This is a genomic window from Streptomyces sp. CA-210063 (assembly GCF_024612015.1).
Taxonomy (GTDB): Bacteria; Actinomycetota; Actinomycetes; order Streptomycetales; family Streptomycetaceae; genus Streptomyces.
The window spans coordinates 249,756-274,179 of the sequence record NZ_CP102512.1 but is presented as its reverse complement, the minus strand read 5'-3'; the positions used below and the strand labels follow the sequence as shown (position 1 = coordinate 274,179).

The following is a 24,424-nucleotide window of genomic DNA, read 5'->3' as shown; positions in this document are numbered from 1 at the left end:
GATCGGCCCCCGCCGCACGGCGCTCCGGCCGGTGCGTTCGGGGTGCTGGGTGCTGGGTGCTGGGGCCTGGTGCCGGGTGCCGGGTGCCGGAGCGACTGGGGCCGGGGGCCGCGCGCCCCCGCTCGCGTCTCGAAGGACGGGGCCGACTCGTCCGCGAGCGGGTGGCGCGCCGCTCGCCGAGGTCCAGCCCGCCCGGTCGCCTGTCTCGCCGTCGGCATGCTGTGGGCATCGACGGCCTCGGCGGGGGACCCCGCCCTGACTGTCGGGTTCAGCCCGGGTACGGCAGGTCGGCCTCCGCGGTGCCGGCGGGCCGGGTGTGCACGGCCCCGTTCGGGCCGTCGATCCGCAGCTGCCACGCGTGCGGGCTGTCGGTGGTCACGTGCAGGCGGCCGCCCCGGCGGCGCAGGTGGAAGCGGGCCGTTTCACCGGGGCCGTCGGCGCTGGGGATCACCACGGTGCGCTCGGCGCCGTCGGCGAAGGCGTGCACCCGCAGTTCGACGCCGTCCCCCCAGGCGGAGACCGGGTGCTGGTCGTCGGCGGCCAGCGCGATGACCGAGTCCGGGCGGGCCAGCAGCGGCAGGGTATGGAAGCCGTGCCGCTCACGGGCCCAGCGTGGACCGGTGACCTGAGCGCCCGTCAGCACATTGGTCCATGTGCCTTCCGGCACGTAGTACTCGACTGTGCCGTCGTCGGTGAAGACCGGGGCGACGAGCAGGTCGTCACCGAGCATGTACTGCCGGTCGAGGGCGGCGGCGGCCGGGTCGTCGGGGAACTCCAGCACCATGGCGCGCATCACCGGGACACCGGAGGTGTGCGCCTGCTGCGCGGCGCGTTGCAGGTACGGGGCAAGGCGGTGCTTGAGCAGGGTGAACTCGCGGGTGACGTCGACGGCCTCCTCGCCGTAGTCCCACGGCACACGGTACGAGTTGCTCCCGTGCAGGCGGCTGTGCGAGGAGAGCAGACCGAACTGCACCCAGCGCTTGAAGACAGTCGGCGTCGGGGTGCCCTCGAAGCCGCCGATGTCGTGGCTCCAGAAGCCGAACCCGGACAGACCGAGCGAGAGCCCGCCGCGCAGTGACTCGGCCATGGCGCCGAAGTGGGAGTCGCAGTCGCCGCCCCAGTGCACGGGGTACTGCTGGCCGCCGGCGGTGGCCGAACGGGCGAACAGCATCGCCTCGCCCTCGCCGCGCTCCTCGCGCAGCAGGTCGAAGACGGCCTGGTTGTACAGGTGGGTGTAGTAGTTGTGCATCCGTTCCGGGTCGGAGCCGTCGTGCCAGACGACGTCGGTGGGAACGCGTTCGCCGAAGTCTGTCTTGAAGCAGTCCACGCCCTGGGCGAGCAGGGAGCGCAGCTTGCCGGTGTACCAGTCACGGGCCGCCGGGTTGGTGAAGTCGACCAGGGCCATGCCCGGTTGCCACAGGTCCCACTGCCACACACCGCCGTCCGGACGGCGTACGAGGTGCCCCTCGCGCATTCCCTCCTCGAACAGCTCGGACTTCTGGGCGATGTAGGGGTTGATCCAGGCGCACACGCGCAGTCCCCGCTCCTTGAGCCGGGCCAGCATGCCCGCCGGATCGGGGAAGGTCTCCGCGTCCCATGCGAAGTCGGACCACTGGTAGGCGCGCATCCAGAAGCAGTCGAAGTGGAAGACGCTCAGCGGGATGCCGCGCTCGGCCATGCCGTCGATGAAACGGCCCACCGTGGCCTCGTCGTAGTCGGTCGTGAAGGACGTGCTCAGCCACAGGCCCAGTGCCCAGGCGGGCGGCAGGGCCGGGCGGCCGGTGAGCGCGGTGTAGCGCTCCAGGATCTGCTTCGGGGTCGGGCCGTACACGACGAAGTACTCCAGCGACTGGTCCTCGACGCTGAACTGGACCTGGCCGACGCTCTCCGAGCCGACCTCGTAGCTCACCTTGCCGGGGTGGTTCACGAAGACGCCGTAGCCGCGGTTGGTCAGGTGGAACGGGACGTTCTTGTACGCCTGTTCGCTGCTGGTGCCGCCGTCGGCCTGCCAGATGTCCACCACCTGCCCGTTCTTGACGAACGGGGTGAACCGCTCACCCAGCCCGTAGACCAGTTCCCCCACGTCCAGGGCGAGTTGACCGACCATGTGGTGACGGCCCTCGGCGTCGGTGACGAAACCGGTGCCACGCTCGCCGGCGGAGGTCAGCACACGTCCGCCGGCGGTGAACTCCAGCCGCCACGGCTGTTCCGTGTCCACCCGCAGCGTCAGTTCGCCGGAGGCCAGCTCCAGCAACGCTCCGTCCTGGCGCACCTTGCCGGCGTCCGCACCCGCGCCGGGCAACGCGAAGTCCGGTCCTCGGCGCACCGATCCGGCGTGGTGGGTGGTCCGCACGCCGATGATCCCCTCGGCCGGGGACCAGCACTCCACGGTGAGCAGCGGGCTGTTGAGGGTCTGCCCGCGCCGGCTCACGTGCTTCACGGGTGCGTACAGGGTCAGCCGGTGGTCGCCGGCGCGGATGTCGGCGACCTCGGCCGCATAGCGGGCGGTGCAGCCCGGACGCATCAGCCAGTAGCCGTCCGTGAACTTCATCGGGCAGGTTCCTCCGTCCGCGCGCGGTGCGCGGTGATCAGGCCCCGGTACCAGTGGTAGCTGTCCTTGGGGGTGCGGTCCTGGGTGTCGTAGTCGATGTGGACCAGGCCGAAGCGCTGGTCGTAGCCGCGCGCCCACTCGAAGTTGTCGAGCAGCGACCAGGCGTAGTAGCCGCGTACGTCGACGCCGGCGGCGATGGCGTCGGCCACGGCGGCGAGGTGGTCGGCCAGGTAGCGGATGCGGTCGGGGTCGTGGACGTGGCCGTCGGGTGAGACCGTGTCGGCCTCCGCGGAGCCGTTCTCGGTGATCCAGATCGGCGGCAGGTGCGGGTAGCGGGCGTGGAGGTCACGGAGCAGTTCGGTGAACGCGGACGGGACGACCGGCCAGCCCATGGTGGTGTGCCGGGTGCCGTACGGGTCCAGCTCGGCCACGCCCACGTCCACGGCGGTGCGCCGCTCGGGGTCGGCCACCCGATGGGGCGCGTCGGCCACGGTGAGGGGCCGGTAGAAGTTGATGCCCAGGAAGTCCAGCGGGGCGCCGATCAGGTCCAGGTCGCCGGGCAGCCGCCAGGGGCCGTCGGCGAGACCGGCCCAGGTCTCGGCCTCATGCCGGGGGTAGCGGTGGGCGAGGAGCGGTTCCGTCCAGATGTCGTTGTGCAGGGTCTCGGCACGTCGCAGGGCGGCGCGGTCCTCGGGCCGGTCGGAGGCGGCGTGGATGCGGTCGAGGTTGAGGGTGATTCCGATCTCCCGGGCGCCCGCGGTGCGCAGCTCATGTACTGCCAGGCCGTGGGCGACCAGCAGATGGTGGGCGGCGGCCAGTGCGCCGCGTCCCTCTTCGGCGCCGGGTGCGTGCCGCCCCTCGGCGTAGCCGACGAGGGCGGAGCAGTACGGCTCGTTGAGGGTGATCCAGCGCTCCACCCGGTCCCCGTAGCGCTCGGCGGCGAGGGCCGCGTACCCCGCGAACGCCTCGGCGGTCTCCCTGACGCGCCAGCCACCACGGTCCTCCAGGGCCTGGGGCAGGTCCCAGTGGTAGAGCGTGACGGCGGGTGCGACACCGGCGGCCAGCAGCTCGTCGATCAGCCGGTCGTAGAAGTCCAGGCCCTTGGCGTTGACCGGCCCGGTGCCCTGGGGCAGCACGCGGGGCCAGGCGATCGAGAACCGGTAGCCGTCGACGCCGAGCCCGCGCAGCAGGGCGATGTCCTCGCGGTAGCGGTGGTAGTGGTCGCAGGCGGTGTCGCCGGTGGCTCCGCCGAGGGTGCGGCCAGGGGTGTGGCTGAAGGTGTCCCAGATGGACGGGCCGCGGCCGTCCTGGTCGTGGGCGCCCTCGATCTGGTAGGCGGCGGTCGCGGCTCCGAAGCGGAACCCGGCGGGCAGGAAAGCAGGACCCACGGAGGGACACCTCGACGAGTGGGAGAGGCTGGGTTGGTGAAGCGCTTCGACGCTGCCACTGCCTGAGATGCGATGTCAATGCCTGGCGGAAAACCCGGCTCCAGTGACTGCAGCCTCTTGTTTCGCCAGAAATTCCTCATTAACTTGCATCTCAATCGAAGCGCTTCGACTGCACCACTTTCCCGTCTCGACTGCCGGGATCCACTCGTCTCTCAAGGGCTTCGCATGACTGATCTGCCCGCGCGCGTCCTGTTCGGCGCCGCCTATTACCACGAGTACCAGCCGTACGAGCGGCTCACGACCGACCTCGATCTCATGGCGGAGGCGAACTTCACCGTCATCCGCGTCGGCGAGTCGGTCTGGTCCACCTGGGAACCGGAGAACGGCCGGTTCGAACTCGACTGGCTGCAACCCGTCCTCGATGGCGCCCATGAGCGCGGCATCTCCGTCGTCCTCGGAACTCCCACCTACGCGGTGCCGCCGTGGCTGGCCCGGCAGTACCCGGAGATCGCCGCCGAGGACGCCACCGGGCGGCGCGCCGCGTGGGGTGGCCGGCAGGAGGTCGACATCACGCACCCGGCCTTCCGTTTCCACGCGGAGCGGGTGATCCGCGCGATCGCGGCCCGTTACGCCGATCATCCCGCGGTCATCGGTTTCCAGGTCGACAACGAGCCGGGCCCCCGGCTGCCGCACAACCACGGTGTCTTCCAGCGGTTCGTGGACGACCTGCGGCAGCGGTACGGCGATGTGGAGACCCTCAACCGCGAGTGGGGTCTTGTGTACTGGTCGCACCGACTGTCCACCTGGGCCGACCTGTGGAAGCCGGAGGGCAACGCACAGCCGCAGTACGACCTGGCCTGGCGGGCGTTCCAGGCCCGGCAGACCACCGAGTTCATCGCCTGGCAGGCCGGCATCGTGCGTGAGTACGCGAGGCCCGGCCAGTTCGTCACCACGTGCCTGGCCTACTGGTCTCCCGGCCTGGAGGACGACGAACTCACCGACAGCCTGGACGTCACCGCGGGCAACCCGTACTACGACATGCAGGACAGCCTCACCATGCCGGAGCCTCCGCACGAGAAGCTGCCGGGGCAGTGGATGTCGTACGGGGCATGGGCGCTGCACCAGAGCGCCGACCGGATCTACTCCTCGCGCCAGGAGCCGTTCCTGATCACGGAGACCAACGCCCAGGCCATCGGCGGCACTTCGGACAACCGGCCCGCCTTCGACGGGCAGTGGCGGCAGGCCGCGTGGGCGCTGGTCGCGCGCGGGGCCCGCATGATCGAGTACTGGCACTGGCACACGCTGCACTTCGGCACCGAGACGTACTGGGGCGGGATCCTCCCGCACAGCGGACGGCCGGGCCGCGCCTACGGTGAACTCGCCCGTTTGGGAGCGGAGTTCGAGCGGGCCGGAGACCTGGTCGCCGGGATCACACCGGACGCCGACATCGCGATGGTGTACTCGGCGCCGAGCAAGTGGCTGATGAACAAGTACCCGCCGCTCGCGGGTCCCGACGGCGGTCCGGACAGGGGCGCGTACGAGGGCATCTTCGACCCGTTCTACCGGGGCGCGTTCGAGGCGGGGCGCCAGGTACGGATCCTGCACGCCCGTCAGTTGCACGACGCGCGCGGCGAACGCCCAGGCCTGGCACCGGAGTCGGCGGCCGAGCTGCACCCCGTGCTCATCGCTCCCGGGCTGTACGTGGCGGGCGACGGGATGCTCGACTGGCTCGGCGCCTACGCGGAGGCGGGCGGCCACCTCGTCCTCGGTCCCCGCACCGGCTACGGCGACCATGAGGCGCGGGCACGCCACGAGGTGACGCCGGCGCGACTGGCGCGGGCCGCGGGCGTCCGGTACGACGAGTTCAGCAACCTGCACGCCGACCTGCCGCTGCGCACCGCACCGGGCAGCCCGCTCCAGCTGCCCGCCGACGCGGTGGCCACCCGCTGGGTGGAGGGCCTGGCCGTCGAGGACGCCGACGTCCTGGCCGAGTACGACCACCCGCACTTCGGGCGCTGGCCCGCCGTCACCACCCGCCGCCACGGCGCGGGCCGCGTCACCTGCGTGGGCACCGTGCCCGGCCGCGATCTGGCCCGCGCCCTTGCCAAGTGGCTCGCGCCCTCCCCGTGCAGCGGCTGGCAGGACCTGCCGGACTCGGTCACCGTCGCCACCGGCACCGCCCCCGACGGCCGGCGCGTCCATGTCGTCCACAACTGGAGCTGGCAGCCGGCCACCGCCCAGGCCCCGGTGGACCTGACCGACGCCCTGGACGGCAGCGCGGTCCCGGCCGGTACGCCCGTGGGGCTCGGCGCCTGGGACGTCCGCGTCCTCGCCGCCGCACCGGGGCCGGCCGCGCAGGACCGGTGACATCCGCCACCGCGGCACCGGAAACAGGCCGACAGGCCGACAGGCCGACAACGAACCCGGCGTCGGTCTGTCGGCACGCCCTGGCCGAATTCATCGGCCCTTCGCGTCCCCGAGCAGGACGTCCTGGTCGCCGCGGAGGCCGGCCCACGCGGTCGTAGCCATCCCATCTCTTCGTCGGGCGTGAGCCGCGCCGGCAGATCGTCGATGCGCTTCGCGGAAGGCAGCCGCGGATCGCGGAAAGGTGCTGGTGCGTGCGGCGCGTGGGCGGACACATGGGATCCCCCTGAGACGGAGCGGTACGAGCTTTCGAAGCGCTTCGATGCTGGTCAGGCGCCAGGCGAGCGTCAAGGGAGCAACGCCGTTCCATCAAGCAGGACATAGGCAGAGCTCCCGACAGCGCCCTGAAGGAATCTTGGAAGCGGCCCTTGTGCGCCTATGGGTGTTCACTTAACCTCACAGCAACATCGAAGCGCTTCGACTACGCATCGCGTCGCAGTGGTTGGATGTCTGCTTTCAGCTCAGCCAGTTCCAGTCACGACACCGCAGCCGACGGCCCACCGCTGGGTGTCCAGATGCGCCATGAAGGGTTGACGCAATGACGCCGAATGCCGCTTCCTCCGGACCGAGCCGGAGAAGCTTCCTCGCCTCCTCCGCGATCGCCACCGCAGCGGTGGCCGGTGGAATGCCGCTGCTCACCGCCTGCGGCGGTTCGGACAACAGCTCGCGCGAGGGCACCACGTCGGGCAAGGCCGCCGACAAGCTGCTCCCGACCTACGTCGCCAGCAAGGTGGCCGATCCGGACATGCCCTCGAAGAACGGTTCGGCGGCCGGCTACACCAGCAAGGTCGACCTCGCGGCCCTCGCCACCTCGGTCCCGGACAAGCTCGGCACCGGCGCCCCCGTCAAGATCATGTCCCCGTTCTGGGGCACCCCGCCGAAGCCCGGTTGCGCCTACTACCAGGAGCTCGACGCGGCGGCGGGTACCAAGGTCACCTGGCAGAACCAGAACGGCATGACCTACGGCCAGAAGCTCGGCGCCGTCCTCGCCTCCACCTCCCTGCCCGACATGGTGGTCGTGCCCAGCTGGGAACTGAACAACAGCAAGATCGGGAGTGCGGTCGCCGCGAAGTGCATGGACCTTGGCCCCTACCTGGCGGGCGACAAGGTCAAGAAGTACCCGAACCTGGCCGCGATACCGTCCGACGCCTGGCGCATGGGCATCTTCGGCGGCGCGCTGCGCGGCATTCCGATGCCCACCGCCCCTGCCAGCATGATCGTGCCCTACTACCGCAAGGACATCTTCGAGAAGAAGGGGTACTCCGTACCCAAGTCGGCCGACGAGTTCCTCAGCTGGGCCAAGGACGCCACCAGCGCCAGGGCCAAGGTGTATGCCTGCGGTGACATCTCCTGGATCGCGGGCGCCGTCTTCAGCGTCGCGCCCAACTGGAACATCGACGACGACGGCAAGCTGCGGTACAGCATCGAGCGTCCCGAGTATCTCGAATCCCTGGCGTGGCTCCGCAAGCTGTTCGACGCCGGCGTGGTCCACCCCGATGACAGGGCGCGCACCGGCGACGAGGGCCAGCGGTTCACCGCCGGACAGATCCTGGTCTGCAAGGGCGACATGTCGTTCTGGTACGTCAAGGCCGCCGAACAGGCCCGGGCCAACCCGGAGTTCCAGATCGACGGCATGGACATCTTCGGCGTCGACGGCGGCAACCCGACGCCGTACGCGTCCGCGCCCGCCAACATCTGGTCGATGATCCGCAAGGGCGCCTCCAAGGAAACGGTCGAGAACGCCCTGGCCGCCGCGAACTTCGCGGCAGCGCCCTACGGCACCAAGGAGCGGATGCTCGTCGACTACGGCGTCGAGGGCAGCCACTACACGGTCAAGGACGGCGTCCCGGTCAAGACCGACCAGGGCAACAGCGAGGTGATCAACGCCTGGGCGATGCTGGCGCACCCGGCGCCCTACGAGGCCCACCCCGACCTCCCCCGTATCGCCCGCGCGCAGGTCGAGTGGCAGCAGCGGATGGGTGCCTTCATGAAGAAGACCTCCATCTACGGCATGACCGTCATCGAGCCGGCCCGCTACGCCAACCTCTCCAGCCAGCTCGAGCAGCTGCAGATCGACTACGTGCGCGGCCACAAGAAGATGTCCGACGTCCAGGACTTCATCGCCAACTGGAAGTCCTCCGGCGGTGACAAGCTGCGCGACTGGTACAAGGAGCTCCTCGACAAGAACGGCAGTGGCAACTGATGTCGCTCACCACCGGGAGCAGGCCGGAGGGGACCCGTCCCCCCGCGGCCGTCGAGGAGCCGGCGGCCGCGGTCGCCGCCGCGGAGGTGACGAAGAGGCGGGCGACGCGCGGGCCGGGCAAGGCCGGCAAGGTCCCGTTCCGGGTCCGGTGGCACCGCGACCGTGCGCTCATCCTGATGACGCTGCCCCTCGTCGCGCTGCTGCTGGTCTTCCACTACGTCCCGCTGCTCGGCAACGTCATCGCCTTCCAGGAGTACGACCCGTACATCGCCGGCAACGGGATCACGGCGATCTTCCACAGCCCGTGGGTCGGCCTGGACCAGGTCGAGCGGATGGTCGAGGACCCGCTGTTCTGGGATGCCACGCAGAACACCCTCGTCCTGTTCGTGATCCAGCTCGTGCTGTTCTTCCCCGTGCCCATCGCCCTCGCGCTGCTCATCAACAGCGTGATCCGGCCCCGGGTGCGGGCCGTGGCACAGGCGATCATGTACCTGCCGCACTTCTTCTCCTGGGTCCTTGTGATCACCGTCTTCCAGCAGATCTTCGGCGGCGCGGGCATCATCGCCCAGACCCTGGAGAGCCACGGCTGGAGCGGCTTCGATCTGATGACCAATGCGGACCTGTTCAAGTGGCTGGTCACCGCGGAGGCCGTGTGGAAGGACGCCGGCTGGGGGATCATCGTCTTCCTCGCCGCGCTCTCCGCCGTCAGCACGGATCTGTACGAGGCCGCCGCCATGGACGGCGCCGGGCGCTGGCGGCGCATGTGGCACGTGACGCTGCCCGCACTGCGCCCGGTGATCGCGCTGCTGCTGGTCCTGCGGGTGGGCGACGCGCTGAGCGTCGGCTTCGAGCAGTTCCTGCTCCAGCGGGACGCGGTCGGCGCGGGAGCCAGTGAGGTCCTCGACACCTACGTATGGAACATGGGAATCCAGAACGGCGACTTCAGTTACGCGGCGGCGGTCGGCCTCGTCAAGGGGCTCATCGGCGTCGCTCTCGTCCTGGGCGCGAACAAGTTCGCGCATCTCCTGGGCGAGCAGGGGGTGTACAAGAAATGAGTCTCGACACCACGCTCATCCGCAGCCTCAAGGCGCCGCCCCGGCCGGTGTGGGAGGAGCCGCCCAGCAAGGCCGGACTCACCGCGAAGGGCGGCCTGCTGCTCCTGTGCTGCCTCGGCGTCCTCGGTCCGCTGTGGATCGTCATCGTCACCAGCCTCTCCCCGAAACCGGTGATCGACCAGGCCGGCGGCCTGGTCGTGATCCCCCGCGGCATCACCTTCGTCAACTACACGGAACTGCTCGGCGGCGGCCAGGTCAGCCGGGCGATCATGGTCTCGGTCGGGGTCACCTTCTTCGGCACCCTGTTCTCCATGGCGGTCTCGGTCCTCGGCGCCTACGGCCTTTCCCGGCCGGGGAGCCTCGGGCACCGGTACTTCCTGATGACCATCATGGCCACCATGTTCTTCGGGGCCGGCCTCATCCCGACGTACCTCCTCGTGCAGGCGCTCGGCCTCACCGACACCTATCTGTCGCTGATCCTGCCGAGCGCGGTCAGCGTCTTCAACGTCCTCGTCCTGCGGGCCTTCTTCATGGGGATCTCGCCCGAACTCACCGAGTCCGCCCGCATCGACGGGGCCGGCGAGCTGCGGATCCTGCTGACCATCATCATGCCGCTGTCGCGGGCGGTGATCGCGGTCATCTCCCTGTTCTACGCGGTCGGTTACTGGAGCGCCTGGTTCAACGCCTCCATCTACCTCACCGACCAGGAGATGCTGCCGCTGCAGAACGTGCTCATCCAGCTGGTCCAGAAGGGCACCGAAGCGCCGACCGGCCTCCAGCAGGCGGTCCACACCGGCGAACTCTCCGCCCTGGGGCTGCAGATGGCCGTCATGGTCCTCGCGCTGACCCCCGTCGCGGTTGCCTCCCCCTTCGTCCAACGCCACTTCAAGAAGGGCATGCTCACGGGGGCCATCAAGGGCTGACCGGCGCCTATTGAGTGGGGGTGCGTGTACCGGTTGGCGACTGCGGGTTCGTCGTGGCTGGTCGCGCAAGTTCCCCGCGCCCCTGAGGTAGATATCCGCACCCCCTATATGAGAGGCATGTCATGCACACGTCCCACCTCGGCAGGCGAGCCGTTCTCGCCGGGGCCGCGGCCGCCGCCGCGCTTACCACCGTCCCCTTCCTCCCGGGGCGGGTACAGGCCGCCGAGTCGGCCGCAACCGGCTACCGCTGGCGCAACGCCGTCATGGGCGGCACCGGGTTCATCACCGGCGTGCTGTTCCACCCGTCGGTGCGAGGGCTCGCCTACGCCCGGACCGACATCGGCGGCGCCTACCGCTGGGACGACCGGACCGACCGCTGGATCCCGCTGACCGACCACCTGGGCTGGGACGACTGGAACCTCCTCGGCGTCGAGGCCATGGCCGTCGACCCGGCCCACCCGAACCGGGTGTACCTGGCCCTCGGCACGTACACCCAGCCCTGGGCCGGCAACGGGGCCGTGCTGCGGTCCGAGGACCGGGGCGCCACCTGGAAACGCACCGACCTCACCGTGCAGTTCGGCGGCAACGAGGACGGGCGGGGATGCGGCGAACGGCTGCTGGTCGACCCACGGAACTGCGACACCCTGTGGCTCGGCACCCGGCACGACGGGCTGCTCAAGTCGACCGACCGGGGCGCGACCTGGAAGGCCGTGAGCTTCCCGGCCAGGCCGAGCGCCACCGGCCAGGGCATCACCCTTGTCGTCGCCGCGGGCCGCAGCGTCTACGCCGGCTGGGGCGACTCCGACGGCACCGCCGACCACCCCAACCTGTACCGCACGTCCGACGGAAGGACCTGGGAGCCCGTCCCCGGGCAGCCCACCGGCACCGCCGCCAAGGTGCCCGTCCGCGCCGCGTACGACCGCCTCACCCGCGAGCTGTACGTGACGTACGCCAACGCCCCCGGCCCCAACGGTCAGTCGGACGGCAGCGTGCACAAGCTGCGTACGGCGAACGGGAAGTGGACCGAGGTCACGCCCGTGAAGCCCGGCGGGGCGACGAGCGACGGCGGGACCGACTCCTTCGGCTACGGCGGGGTCGCCGTCGACGCCCGCCGGCCCGGGACGCTCGTCGTGTCCACCAACAACCGCTGGGCCGAGATCGACACCGTCTTCCGTTCCACCGACGGCGGCCGCACCTGGATGTCCCTGAAGGACACGGCCGTCCTCGATGTCTCCGAGACCCCCTACCTCAACTGGGGCAAGGACAAGCCCAAGTTCGGCTGGTGGATCCAGGCCGTCGGCCTCGACCCGTTCGACTCCGAGCACGTCGTCTACGGCACCGGCGCGACCCTGTACGGCACGCGCGACCTCAAGCGTTGGGCCCCGCAGATCCGCGGCCTCGAGGAGGCGTCCGTGGTGGCGCTCCTGTCGCCTCCGACGGGAGAGGCCCACCTGATCAGCGGATCGCGGGACATCGGCGTGCTCTACCACGAGCGGCTGACCGCCTCACCGTCCCGCGGCATGGCCACGAACCCCGTGTTCGGGTCCGCCATCGCACTCGCCCAGGCCGCGGCCAAGCCCTCGTACGTCGTGCGCACCGGCTCGGGCGACCAGGGCAACGGCGCATGGTCGAACGACGGCGGAAAGACCTGGGAGCCCTTCGCGTCGCAGCCGGCCGTCGCCAAGGACGCGCCCGGCCCGATCGTCACCAACGCCGACGGCAGTGTGCTGCTGTGGTCCCTCGCGCACTGGGACGGCACCGTGTATCCGGCGCACCGCTCGGCGGACAACGGCGCCACCTGGGCCGAGGTCACCTCTCTCCCGAAGGGCGCCGTCCTGGTCGCGGACCCCGTGGACCCTGCGCGCTTCTACGCCTACGACACGACGGCCGGCACGCTCTACGCCAGCACCGACAGCGGCCTGACCTTCACCGCCCGGGCCACCGGCCTGAGTTCGGGCGACGCCGGGTTCCAGCTGGCCGCGGCCCCGGGACGCCCCGGCGACCTGTGGCTCAGCGCCAAGGCGAACGGGCTCTACCGCTCCACCGACGGCGGCGCGAGCTTCACCAAGGTCGGCAGCTGCCGGGCCTCGCACACCCTGGGCTTCGGCAAGGCCGCCAAGGGCGCCTCCTACCCGGCGATCTACATGGCCGGCGGGATCGAGGACTTCAACGCCATCTACCGCTCCGACGACGAGGCGAAGACCTGGCTGCGGATCAACGACGACCAGCACCGGTGGGGCTGGACCGGCGCGGCCATCACCGGCGATCCGCGCGTCCACGGCCGGGTCTACCTCGCCACCAACGGGCGCGGCGTGCAGTACGGGGAGCCCGTCTGATGCCCGGCCTGCATGACACGACACGAGGCCGTCTGCTCCTCGGCGGCGACTACAACAACGGCATCGGCGTCGTCCTCGCCACCCCGATCTCCTCGCCCCCGCCCTGGACGGGCCGACTGCACCCCGACACCCTGCCCGTCACCGAGGACGGCCGCACCGAGTGGTGGGGCGGCCGGCCGGTGCTCGGCGGCCTCCCCGAGCGGGTCGAGGCCGTCCGCCGGGGCGAGGCGCTGTTCGTGCTCCACCACGGACGCGAGCCGGTGACCGTCGAGGTGCCCGGAACCCACCACGATCTGCGGACGGGGACGGCCGTCACCGACCGGGTCACCCCCGGCCGCTACGGCGTGGCGGTGCCCCGGCCATGACCGCGATCAGCCGGGGGGCCGACTCGCACCGACCGTATCGAAGTCAGGACTTCTTCCGGTGACGCGCAGCCCATCGATCTCGTCGCCGGAGAGGACCACGCCCTCAGCCAGGGGGGCGTGGTAGCACCCCCACAATTCCCCCCACCCGTGGAAGGGACACCATGGTCAAAAGCAAGATACGCAAGATCACCATGGCGGTGCTGGCGCCGGCGATGGCTCTCGGTGCCACCGTCGGCCTCGCCTCCGCCCCCGCTTCGGCAGCGGTCTTCAACTCCTGCGACCGTTGGGCAAGCACCAGCCTCGACGGCTACAAGCTCTACAACAACATCTGGGGCTCCGGCGCGGGCAGCCAGTGCCTCTGGGCCAACTCCGGGACCAGCTGGGGTGTCTGGGCCGACCACCCCAACACCGGCGGCATCAAGTCCTACGCCAACTCAACCAAAGCGATCAACAAGACGATCGACTCGCTCGGCTGGCTCACCAGCAACTACAACGTCAGCGTCCCGTCGTCCGGCGCGTACAACACGTCGTACGACATCTGGGACACCGACCACCAGTACGAGATCATGCTCTGGGTCAACTACAACGGAGCCGTCGGCCCGATCGGCGGCTACGAGGGCAACGTCACGCTCGGCGGCCACAACTGGAACGTCTACAAGGGCACCAACGGATCGAACCAGGTGTTCTCGTTCCTGCGGACGTCCGACTCCAACTCCGGCACCGTGGACATCAAGCCGGTCCTCCAGTGGATCGCCTACACCAAGGGCTGGATGCCCGGCAACGAGACCATCGGCGACGTGCAGTTCGGCTATGAGATCACCTCGTCGTCCGGCGGACTCAACTTCAACACCAACAACCTGACCGTCACCGGCGGCTGACCCGACATCAGGGCCGAGGTCGGTCCGCGTCCTTCTCGGGGGACGCGGTCGACCTCGGCCCGCAGCGCGTTGCAGTCCGCGAATCGCGGGCGGCCAGGATCAGTAGCCGTAGATCATCTTGTAGGCGACCTCCGGGAGGAACTGTCCGGCCGAGGAGCCGGTTCCCACGCCGCAGTTGCCGTCGGACTCGCCCGGGACCTTGATCCACAAGAGCATCTCGGCACCTCCGCCCAGCTGAGTGGGGGTTCCGACACGGCGGCCTGAAGGGTTGCACCACTGGCCGTTGGAGCCGTTGCCGTTGCGGCTGGTGTCCACGACGAACGGCTTGGTGTAGCCGTACCGGGCGCCGAGTTCCCTGTTGACGGCGTTGCCGTAAGCGGTGTTCTCGGCCGTGGTCAGGTAGTTGGAGACGTTGAGCGAGAAACCGTGGGCCTGCCGGAGGCCCGCTTCGTGAAGACGCTGGGCCATGGTCGCCGCGCCCGCCCAGGCCGGGTTGCCGGCGTCGAGGTAGACCCAGGTGTTGGGAGCCTGACGGTTGAACTCGGCGAGCGCTCCGGTCAGCATGCTCTCGCGTTCGTCGATCTGGGCCTGGGTCATGCAGCCGTAGTCCCCCAGGGAGTCCGGTTCGAGGACGACGACGGCCGGGCGGCCCGCGATCCCGCCCGCGAACTGGGCGATCCAGCTCGCGTAGGCGGACGGCGAGGAGGCTCCGCCCGCGGAGTGCCCGCCGCAGTAGTCGCGGTTGTAGATGTTGTAGGCGACGAGGACGGGCAGCTTGTCCCGGGCGTCCGCGGCGCCCACGTACGCGCCGGTGGCCGTGCCGATGGTGCCGCTCCAGGAGCCGAACCAGCGGGCCGTCGGTGTGTTGGCGATGGAGGCGTTGATCGCGGGTGTCCGGCCGTCACCGGGGTTGGCGGCGACCCACCGCTTCGCGCTGGAGTCGGGGTCCACGTAGAACCCGTTGGTCATGGTCGTCGGGTCGGCCGCGTGGGCGGAGGGGGCGGCGGCGAGCGCCAGCGGCAGTGAGGAGAGCGCTGCCACCAGGGTGAGGAGTCTGCGGCGCATGATGGGTACCTCGGCTTTCTGACAGGGGTGCGTCCGAAGGTCGCCGGTGAGCAGGGGGAGCACTCCCATCGGAAGCGCTTCCCACGGCGCAGTCGGTCAGCAGGTCGAGTTGGTCTATGTGAGGAGGCCGAGCCGCCACGGGACCGTGGGGTGGTGGGGGTTGCGTGGTGCGGTCGGTGGACCTCCCGGGGCGTAGTGCGGTCGATGGACCTCTTCAGGGCGTGGACAGCTCGAACCACGTGACGCGGACCGCGCCGCCGAGGCGGCCACCGGCGCGCGACGACGGGAAAGATGTTGTTGGGGTCATGACATATGCATGGGTGGCGTGCTCCTTGCGGCTCGGCCGTTTGCGGTGGCGCAACCCGGAGGTGCCCTGCGGGGTTCGAGTGGAGCGGCTCTGGCGCGTTCGGAATCTCGAATGCAAGTCGAGTTGTCGAGCAAACTGGATGATAGAGGGCCGGTGGACGCCGTCAAGAGCCCTCGCATGATTCGCTGGCTACATCGAAACATTCGAAGCGGCGGCGGGTGAATCACCGCAGCTCAGTTGGGCGGATGCGCCCCGGATGTACCGCATGCTCAGATCTTGGCGTGCAAGGCGTGGCTGGTTTGCCGGTTGTGTTGACATGACGGCTCGCCTCTCTAGTATCCGTGAGGCTCTCAGTTTCCGAATGGCCTCCGAAATTTCGGACCCCCTTGTGTGATCCCCGGGAAAAGGAGCCCCAGGTGCCCAGACGATCAGGCGGACGATTGCTCCGTCTCCTCGCGACGGCTGTGCTGACGGCCACCGCGTTCGTGACGGCCTCCTCTCCACCCACCGCCTCGGCCGCGCCGGGCAGCCCGGCGCTCACCCCACCGCTCGGCTGGAACAGCTGGAACAGCTTCGGGTGCGGGATCACCGAGGCGCAGGTCCGCCAGGCCGCCGACGCGATGGTGTCCTCCGGCATGCGGGACGCCGGCTACCAGTACGTCGTGGTCGACGACTGCTGGTTCGACCCGCAGCGCGACGCGGCAGGCAACCTGCGGGCCAATCCGGCCAAGTTCCCGAGCGGGATGAAGGCACTCGGGGACTACATCCACAGCAAGGGCCTGAAGTTCGGCATCTACCAGGCGCCGGGCGAGCGCACCTGCGCCCAGGCCGTGGGGAGCTACCCGGGGTCCACGGGCAGCAGGGGGCACGAGGCCCAGGACGCCGCCACATTCGCCTCCTGGGGCGTCGACTACCTCAAGTACGACTGGTGTTCCCCCAGCGGTACGCGTGACGAGCAGGTCGCGCGGTTGACGCTCATGCGCGACGCCCTGCGCTCCACCGGGCGGCCGATCGTCTACAGCATCAACCCCAACAGCCTGCACGCCCCCACCGGCGCCACCTACAACTGGGGCGAGGTCGCCGACCTGTGGCGAACGACCGAGGACCTGCTCGACATCTGGCAGAACGGCAACACCAACAGCTATCCGATGGGAGTCGGCAACGTCCTGGACGTCACCGCGCCGCTGGCGGCGCAGGCGGGCCCGGGGCACTGGAACGACCCCGACATGCTGGTCGTCGGCCGTCCCGGCCTGTCCCTGACCGAGTCCCGTTCCCACTTCGCCCTGTGGGCGCTGCTGGGCGCCCCGCTCATGGCCGGCAACGACATCCGCACCATGTCCGCCGACGTGAGCGCGATCCTGCGCAACCCTCGTCTGCTGGCGGTGAACCAGGATCCGCTGGGCGCGGGCGGGCGCAGGGTGCGCGACGACGGCGGCACCGAGGTGTTCGCCAAGCCCTTGTCCGACGGCTCGGTCGCGGTGGGCCTGTTCAACCGGGGAGAGAGCACAGCGACGGTCACCACCACGGCCGCGCAAGCCGGCCTGTCCGGCGGGCCGTTCACCCTCACCGACCTGTGGACCGGCGGTACGTCCAGCACGTCCGGGCAGATCTCGGCGAGCGTCCCCGCGCACGGCGTGGCCGTGTTCCAGGTGACCGGGGGCAGCCCCCAGACCGCCACGACCTCGCGGCTGCGCGGCAACGCTTCCGGCCGCTGCCTGGACGTGGACAACGCCTCCACCGCGGCCGGGGCCACCGTACTCATCTGGGACTGCCACACGGCCGCCAACCAGCTGTGGACCACGTGGGCCGGCGGCGAGATCCGCGTCTTCGGCGACAAGTGCCTGGACGCCTACGACCAGGGCACCACCAACGGCACCCGGGTCATCACCTGGCCCTGCAACGGCCAGAACAACCAGAAGTGGACCGTCGGCTCCGACGGGTCGATCCGCAACGTCCATGCCGGGCTGTGCCTCGACGCAGACCGGGCCGGCACCGCCAACGGAACGCCGCTGGTCCTCTGGACCTGCAACGGCCAGGCCAACCAGCAGTGGACCCGCGCGTGAACAACCGCGGCTTGAGCACCCGCTGGCGGCCTCCGACACGGCTGCCGCAACCGTCGGCGCCGCTGCCGTGACCCCCGGCTGCGGCAAGGCACCCGCACTGACGAGCGGTACGCACACGACTGGCGACGCCGGTCTGTGCGCCGGGTGAGCCGGAAGCCGGTGTCGGAGCCCCAGCCGTTGTTCTGGACGACGCTTCCTCCGTCGGCTGCGAGAATGGCGGCGGCAGCAGGCGAGGGGAGGGGGAAAGGCGACCGTGCCGGACAACCGAGCGGGAAGACCTTCGGCGGAGGACCACGGTGAGCGCGGCGGGGGACCCGCATCCGTGACGATCGCTTACATCGCCGAGTCCGCGGGCGTCTCCGTGCCCACCGTGTCGAAGGTGCTCAACGGCCGGTCGGGCGTGTCGGACGAGACCCGGACCCGCGTCCAGGAACTGATCCATCAGTACGGTTACCGCAAGCCCCCGAAGAGCCGGAGCAACCTGGTGGAGCTCGTGTTCCGCGAGCTGGAGAGCATGTGGGCCGTGGAGATCATCCGCGGTGTCGAGCGCGTGGCCCGCAGGAACCGGATCGGTGTGCTGGTGTCGGAGTTCGGTCTCCATGACACGGTGGGCATGACCATGGACGACACGGTCGGCCGGCGCCCTCGATGTGTCCTGTCGGTCGCGCAGCTCTCGGAAGCCGAGCGGGACCAACTGGCGGCGAAGGGCATCCCGTTCGTCGTCTTCGACCCGATCGACGAGCTGCCCGACGACGTTCCGTTCGTGGGTGCCACGAACTGGAGGGGCGGTCAGGCGGCGACCCGGCATCTGGTCGACCTGGGGCACCGGCGCATCGCCATGATCAGCGGGCCTGATCACTCCTTCTGCCTCGCACGGCTGTCCGGCTACTATTCCGCTCTCGCGGAAGCCGGACTGCCGATGGAACCCGGCCTGGTGGTGAAGACCCAGCTCACCCGCGACCACGGTTACGTCGCGGCGCGGGCGCTGCTCACCGGCCCCGATCGCCCCACCGCCGTGTTCACCGCCAACGACATGCAGGCGCTCGGTGTCTACCAGGCCGCGCGCGAGCTGGGACTGCGCATCCCGCACGATCTCAGCCTGGTGGGTTTCGACGACGTACCGGCCGTGGCCTGGATGGATCCGCCCTTGACCACGGTCCATCAGCCGCTGGCCGAGATGGCGGCGGCCGCCACCGAGCTGGCTCTGGCGCTCGGCCGCGGCGAGGAAGTGCCGCAAGTGGGACTGGAGATCGCGACCACCCTCACGGTCCGGGAGAGCACGGCTCCGCCGAAGGAGGAGTGAGGGAGCCTGGGGACAGGCGTGCCCTGGTTGCCGGGGAGGTGGCAACCAGGGCGAGGGGCCGGTCGGTCAGGAGGCTGTGCCGGTGACCGAGCTGCCGGACTTCGTGACGTGGTACGTGACCGTGGCGCCGCTGTAGAAGTGGAAGACCAGCGTCGCCGGTTCCCCGTCGCGGAGCGCGTTGAGGAACTCGGGAGTCAGGATGATCGTGCTGTTCGGGTAGTCCGGCGAGAAGGCCTTGTTGAACTCCTGGTACGGAGTCCAGTCGGTCTGGCCGGCATTGGTGCCGTCGGCGTACGTGGCGTGCATGGTCGCCAGGTCGTTGCCCCGGTACTGGGTGGGAACGGCGAATTTCTCGACAGTGCCGGTGGCGTCCGACACCACGGGAACGTCGTTGGTGACGATGTCGATGTTCCAGGGCAGGCCGCTGGTGAACCGGGCCTGGACGGTCGAGTTGACGCCGTAGGCGCGGTTGCCGACCAGGCGGGTCAGCGCGCCGGCGGTGAAGGTCAGCTGGTTGCCGGAAACGGTGTAGTCCCGTCCCGCGGCCAGCTTGGTGTCGCCCTGCCACACCCCGCGGAACTTGGTCCCGTTGAGGTTCAGGGTGAGCGACTTGGCCGTGACCGGGCTGGACTTCGGCACGAAGACCTTGTCGAAGGAGGCCGTGCCCGAGCGGGTGGTCCAGCTCGACTTGATCCAGTTCATCAGGGCCGGGTCACGCCATTGCAGGGTCTCGCGGTTCAGGTACGAGAACGGGTCCCACAGGGCGGTCGTGAGGCCGTACTTGCGCCCCGCGTATCCCACATGCTCGAAGTACTTCAGCGCCTCGCCCCGCTCGACGCGGGAGGGGTGGAAGTGGTTGGGCCACTCGAGCAGGCCGTACTCGCCGATGTAGAGCGGGATGCCCTTGGCGACGAAGGTGTTGTGCATGTTGGCGAAGGTGTCGTCCAGGTGCTTCTGCGCGGTGGCGTCGTAGTGGGTGCCGCCCGCGACGTTCACGCTGAACGGGTACCAGCTGTAGAAGTGCACCTGTGCAATGAGCTGATCGTCGTTCAGCGCGGTGATCGTCTTGTACAGGTCGTCCATGAAGGCCTGGTCGGGGCTGCCGGCCGGCGTGGTCAGGCTCAGCAGGCGGTTCGCGTTCGCGCCGCCCGAGGCACGGACCACGGAGTGGAACGACGTCTGCAGCTCCCTCAGGTACTGGAACTTCTGCGCATCCGTGGCGCCGGCGAAGCTCGGCTCGTTGATGCCCTCGAAGACCAGGGTGCGCGGCGCGTCACGGAAGGTCGTGGAGATCTGGGACCAGGTGGAGTTGAACCGGGCCATCACGTTGTCGTGGTCGCTCGTGATCTTCTCGACCCACTGCCACGAGTCGTGGTGGACGTTGAGCACGACGTACAGGCCGCTGTCCAGCGCCCAGCCGACGAGCTGCTTGACGCGGGCCATGTAGGTGGCGTCGATGGTGTACGGGGCGGTGGTGGACTGGTGGGCGCTCCAGGTCACCGGGATGCGGACGCTGCGGTAACCCTCCGAGGCGACCTTCTCGAACGTCGCCTTGGTGGTCTGCCCGTTGCCCCAGGAATCCTCGTTGGGAATGGCGTCCAGGGTGTTGCCCAGGTTCCAGCTGGGTCGCATCGCGGCGACGGCGTCCATGGCGCGGGCCGGAACTCTGAGGGTGGACCCTGTCGGCTCCGCCGTGCCGTCGGTCGCGGCGGTCGAGGTGCCGCCCGCGAGTCCCAGCATGACGGCGAGCACCAGGAGCAGGGAGGCCAGGCGGCCGGGGCCGCGGCTTCGGTGGTGTGCGGGGTGCCGTATGTCCTTCATGTGTCGTCCCTTTCGGTCGGTCGTGACCTTCGGTCGGTTCAGCTTTCGAGAGGCTCGTAGTCGAACCAGTCGAAGTGGACGGTGCCTGCGGTGGCGTACATGCCGATGACCCGGCCGGTGAAGCCGCCGGCGACCTCGGTCGACAGGGAGCGGCCGTCGAGGGCCGCGAACTCGGTGAACGTGCCGTCGGGTTCTTCGATGCCGAGGGAGACGACGTCGGGTCCGGTGCACGGTCCGTGCGGAGGCGGCGGGTCCGTGATCGTGACGGCGAGCACCAGCGGCCCGGCGGGTACGGAGCGTTCGGCCACGACCGTGTGCAGGGAGCCGACCCGCGCGATCACTCGCACGTCCGTCCCGGACGCCTCGACCGCGTAGTGGTGCCGCTCGTCCAGCCGGACGGCGAGGCCGCCGCGCCCCTGCTCCGGGTCGACCAGGGTGCGGGCCCGGCAGGTGAGGTGCTGCTGGCGCCGGCCGGTGAACACCACGTCGGGCTCGTCCAGGGAGCCGCCCCGCGCGCGGAGTGTCAGCCACCCGGGGCGCTCCTTGGTGGTGCAGAGCTCGGCGGGGCGGTCCCGCACGGAGATCCAGGTCGGCCCGAGTTCGCTGAGCTCGAAGTCGTCGCGCCGTTCCTCGGCGGGAGCGGGGGAGAGCGGCCAGGGGGGCGCGGACAGGTCCAAGGTGACCTCACCGACGACCGGCCAGCCGTCCACCCAGGTCACGGGAGCCAGGAAGGTCTCCCGGCCGAGCACGTGCCAGCCGGGGGTGCCGCCGCGCGGTCGTACGCCGAGGAAGACCATCCACCAGGAGCCGTCGGGCGCCTGGACCAGGTCCGCGTGGCCGGTGTTCTGCACGGGGTGGTCGGTGCCGCGGTGGGTGAGGATCGGGTTGGCCGGGCACGCCTCGAACGGGCCCTGGGGCGTGCTACCGCGGGCGATCGACACGCCGTGGCCGCGCTCGGTGCCGCCCTCGGCGATGAGCAGGTACCAGTAGTCGCCGATCCGGTACAGGTGCGGCGCCTCCGGGGCCTTCGCGCCGGGGCCGCCGGACCAGAGCCTGTGCGGGGTTCCGTACGTCTCGCCGGTGGACGGGTCGAGGCGGACCTGCGACACCCCCGCGACCGTGCACCAGCAGGTGCCGTCCTCGTCCCAGGCCAGGTCGGGATCGATACCGGGCACGCCTGGTGCCGGGATGGGATCCGACCAGGGTCCGGCCGGGTCGGTGGCCGTGACGATCAGGTTGCCGCCACCCTCGCTGCAGTTGGTGACGATCAGCCAGAATCGGCCGTCGTGATGGCGCAGGGTGGGGGCGTAGATGCCGCCTGAGGACGGCATGGAGGCCGGCAGACGCAACTGCTCCGGCCGGTCCAGTACGTTGCCGATCTGCCGCCAGTTCACCAGGTCGCGGCTGTGGAAGAGCGGTACGCCGGGGAAGTACTCGAAGCTGGAGCAGGCGAGGTAGTAGTCGTCGCCGACCCGGCAGATGCTCGGGTCGGGATGGAGCCCAGGGAGCACGGGGTTGGCGGCGCGGGCGGGAGGGTTCTGAGCGGGCACCCTTGTTCGTCCTTTCGTCGGGTGAGCACCAGGGCCGCGCTCAGGGAGCGTCCGGCTCGGTGCGGGTGATGCGGAGCAGCGCCGCGGACGGCGCGGTGGGCAGGGTCACGGTGAGGTCGGCCGTGTCCGGGTTCCAGACGGCAACGGCCTGACGTGCGGCGGGGTACAGCACCTCGACAGACGCTGCGCTGCCCGCCCGCTCGGACAGCCGGAGGGTGGTGGTGGCCTCACCGCCCGGGCGGCGCCAGACGGTGAGGTAGGTGGTGGTGGGGGTGTGCAGGGCGAGAGCGATCCAGGGGTCGCCCCAGGCGGGCAGCCCCAGTGGCCAGGACGGCACGGCCCGGGGCAGGTCGGCGCGGATGGCCTTGTACACGGCGACCGCTTCGTGGACCAGGGCGCGGGCCTCGGGCCCCAGTTCCGGCAGGCGGCCGGAGAGGTGGATGCGGCCGAGGAGGGCGCTCGCCAGGGTGAAGGCGACCTCGTCGAGGGAGTCCTCCGGCTGCGGATAGGCCCAGACGGCGCCCTGCTCCGGAGTGACGGCGGTGGGTGCCGAGGCCGCGATGGGTGCGTAGAGCCGCAGGTTCTGCTGGTCGCTGGTGGACTGCAGTTGCAGCCGGGACAGCATGGCGTGGTCCCAGCGCATGCCGCCGGAGGCGCAGTTCTCCACCACCAGGTGCGGGTACCGGTCGAGGATGCCGTCGAGCCAGTCGAGATGCGCCCGGTTGTGGCCGAGCAGGCCGGCGCCCGGGGTCTCGCCGGGGTGGGAACTGGTGCCGGAGCCGGGGTCGATGTTGTGGTCGAGCTTGAGGTAGCCGACGCCCCACTCGCCGACCAGGCGGTCCACGACCTGGTCCAGGTGGGCGCGGGCGGCCGGGTGGCGCAGGTCGAGGTGGTGCCGGCCGGCCTCCGTGACGCGGACGCCGTCGCGGCGGAAGAACGCCTCGTCGGGCAGGGACGTGGCCATGGGGCTGCGTACGCCGATCACCTCCGGCTCCAGCCACAGGCCGGGGACCATGCCGCGCTCCCGGATGCGGTCCAGCACCTCGTGGATCCCCTTCTCCCCGGGGAAACGTGAGGCGGCCGGTTCCCAGGCGCCGACGGTGGTCCACCAGCCGCCGTTGTCGCCGTCGTACCAGCCGGCGTCGATCACGAAGTACTCGGCGCCCGCGTCGGCCGCCGCGTCGATGTGCGGCAGCAGCTTCTCGGTCGTGGGGTCGCCCATCAGGCAGTTCATGTAGTCGTTGAAGATGACGGGCAGGCGCTGGTGGTCGGTGTGCGGGCGGCGCTGGGCGCGGCGGTAGCGGGTCAGCGCGGCGAACGCGGCGTCCGGTCCGCCGTCGGCGCTGAAGGACAGGGCGGCGGGTACGGTGCGGAAGACGGCGCCGGGTTCCAGGGAGTGCCGCCAGCCGTGGTGGGTGTCGGTGGGTCCGAACAGCGCCGCGTAGGCGGCCTTGTCCCGCTCTTCGCATTCCCAGCGCCAGCCCCCGCCGTTGTGCTCGATCTGCCACACCCAGGTGCGGCCGGTGATCCGGTCCGTCAGGCCGCCCATGGGGAGGTGCCCACAGCTGGACCAGGTGCCCTGTCCGTTCAGGGTGAGGCCGGCTCTGCCGTTCGCCTGGATCACGCGTCCGCTCTGGGCCGGTGTGCTCAGGCGCATCGGCTGTCGCCGCCAGCGGCATTCGGTGAGCCAGTCGTTCTCCGCCATCAACAGGTCCGCGGCGTCGAAGGCCGTCGGCGCCTGCGAGGTGAGGCAGCCCACCGCGAGCGAGCTGACCGACTCCAGGTGCAACGTGGCCTGCCCCTCGTTGCGCAGGGTCACCTCGCTGCGGAGCACGGGGATGCCGTCCGGGGAGCGGTAGGTGACCTCCGCGGCCAGCCCGGTTTCCGGATCGTGGAGGTGCACGGTCAGGGTGTGCCAGTCGCCGTCGCGGGCCGCGCGGTGGGACCGGTGACGCAGCCGCCCGCCGAGATCGGTGCCCACGAGGCGGTTGCCCGACCAGCCACGGCCGTGGCCCGCGGCCGTCACCTCCACCAGGGGCAGGGAAGCACCGGGGATGCTCTGCGCTTCGCCGGGCAGTCCGAGGTGCGTGAGGCGCGGGCTGCCGTCGCCATCGAGGACGATCTCGAGGGTAAGGGCCCCGTGCCCCCAGTGGAAGGTTCCTTGTCCCTTGGCCATGGCGGCCCTTTCCAGG

At 70.3% G+C, this 24,424-nt stretch carries 15 protein-coding genes; 9 read left to right on the top strand and 6 right to left on the bottom strand.

Annotated features, from left to right (window positions below):
• Positions 1-268 precede the first annotated feature (268 nt).
• Positions 269-2,551, bottom strand: coding sequence for an alpha-xylosidase (gene yicI / locus JIX56_RS01105; RefSeq protein ID WP_257536853.1), 2,283 nt, complete (start codon positions 2,549-2,551; stop codon positions 269-271).
• Complete coding sequence (locus JIX56_RS01100; RefSeq protein ID WP_257536852.1) at positions 2,548-3,939, bottom strand: GH1 family beta-glucosidase; 1,392 nt, start codon at positions 3,937-3,939, stop codon at positions 2,548-2,550. The genes yicI and JIX56_RS01100 overlap by 4 nt, the downstream gene beginning before the upstream one ends.
• Before the next feature lie 225 nt (positions 3,940-4,164).
• Between JIX56_RS01100 and JIX56_RS01095 the strand changes: the two genes are divergently transcribed.
• The 7 genes from JIX56_RS01095 (at position 4,165) to JIX56_RS01060 (ending at position 14,123) form a co-directional block, all read left to right on the top strand.
• A complete protein-coding gene (locus tag JIX56_RS01095) occupies positions 4,165-6,306 on the top strand; it encodes a beta-galactosidase (RefSeq protein WP_257536851.1) in 2,142 nt (713 codons plus the stop codon).
• A gap of 595 nt (positions 6,307-6,901) precedes the next feature.
• Positions 6,902-8,566: an extracellular solute-binding protein gene (locus tag JIX56_RS01090; RefSeq protein WP_257536850.1), complete on the top strand. Its 1,665-nt coding sequence runs from the start codon at positions 6,902-6,904 to the stop codon at positions 8,564-8,566.
• Positions 8,566-9,621: an ABC transporter permease gene (locus JIX56_RS01085; RefSeq protein ID WP_257536849.1), complete on the top strand. Its 1,056-nt coding sequence runs from the start codon at positions 8,566-8,568 to the stop codon at positions 9,619-9,621. The genes JIX56_RS01090 and JIX56_RS01085 overlap by 1 nt, the downstream gene beginning before the upstream one ends.
• The gene (locus JIX56_RS01080) at positions 9,618-10,544 is read left to right on the top strand and encodes a carbohydrate ABC transporter permease (RefSeq protein WP_257536848.1); all 927 of its coding nucleotides are present in this window, start codon (positions 9,618-9,620) and stop codon (positions 10,542-10,544) included. Before JIX56_RS01085 ends, JIX56_RS01080 begins: the two co-directional genes overlap by 4 nt.
• 122 nt (positions 10,545-10,666) lie before the next feature.
• A complete protein-coding gene (locus JIX56_RS01075) occupies positions 10,667-12,880 on the top strand; it encodes a sialidase family protein (RefSeq protein ID WP_257536847.1) in 2,214 nt (737 codons plus the stop codon).
• Positions 12,880-13,245 carry a beta-galactosidase gene (locus JIX56_RS47900; RefSeq protein ID WP_443031727.1) on the top strand — a complete coding sequence of 122 codons (366 nt, stop codon included), beginning with the start codon at positions 12,880-12,882 and terminating at the stop codon, positions 13,243-13,245. The genes JIX56_RS01075 and JIX56_RS47900 overlap by 1 nt, the downstream gene beginning before the upstream one ends.
• Positions 13,246-13,406: 161 nt before the next feature.
• Complete coding sequence (locus JIX56_RS01060) at positions 13,407-14,123, top strand: glycoside hydrolase family 12 protein (protein WP_257536846.1); 717 nt, start codon at positions 13,407-13,409, stop codon at positions 14,121-14,123.
• A gap of 99 nt (positions 14,124-14,222) precedes the next feature.
• Here JIX56_RS01060 and JIX56_RS01055 read toward each other — a convergent pair whose 3' ends face one another.
• Positions 14,223-15,188: a glycoside hydrolase family 6 protein gene (locus tag JIX56_RS01055; protein ID WP_257536845.1), complete on the bottom strand. Its 966-nt coding sequence runs from the start codon at positions 15,186-15,188 to the stop codon at positions 14,223-14,225.
• 723 nt (positions 15,189-15,911) lie between these two features.
• Here JIX56_RS01055 and JIX56_RS01050 point away from each other — a divergent pair.
• Positions 15,912-17,558, top strand: coding sequence for a glycoside hydrolase family 27 protein (locus JIX56_RS01050; protein WP_257536844.1), 1,647 nt, complete (start codon positions 15,912-15,914; stop codon positions 17,556-17,558).
• Positions 17,559-17,880: 322 nt separating this feature from the next.
• Entirely contained in the window at positions 17,881-18,861 is a 981-nt protein-coding gene (locus tag JIX56_RS01045; protein WP_257536843.1) for a LacI family DNA-binding transcriptional regulator, read from the top strand.
• A gap of 66 nt (positions 18,862-18,927) precedes the next feature.
• Here the strand turns inward: JIX56_RS01045 and JIX56_RS01040 are convergent, their stop codons facing one another.
• From JIX56_RS01040 to JIX56_RS01030, 3 genes are read right to left on the bottom strand one after another with little or no spacing between them, the layout of a single operon-like run.
• Entirely contained in the window at positions 18,928-20,682 is a 1,755-nt protein-coding gene (locus JIX56_RS01040) for a cellulase family glycosylhydrolase (protein ID WP_257536842.1), read from the bottom strand.
• 38 nt (positions 20,683-20,720) lie between these two features.
• The gene (locus JIX56_RS01035; protein ID WP_257536841.1) at positions 20,721-22,232 is read right to left on the bottom strand and encodes a glycoside hydrolase family 43 protein; all 1,512 of its coding nucleotides are present in this window, start codon (positions 22,230-22,232) and stop codon (positions 20,721-20,723) included.
• Between the two features lie 40 nt (positions 22,233-22,272).
• Entirely contained in the window at positions 22,273-24,408 is a 2,136-nt protein-coding gene (locus tag JIX56_RS01030) for an alpha-galactosidase (protein ID WP_257536840.1), read from the bottom strand.
• Between the last annotated feature and the right edge of the window lie 16 nt (positions 24,409-24,424).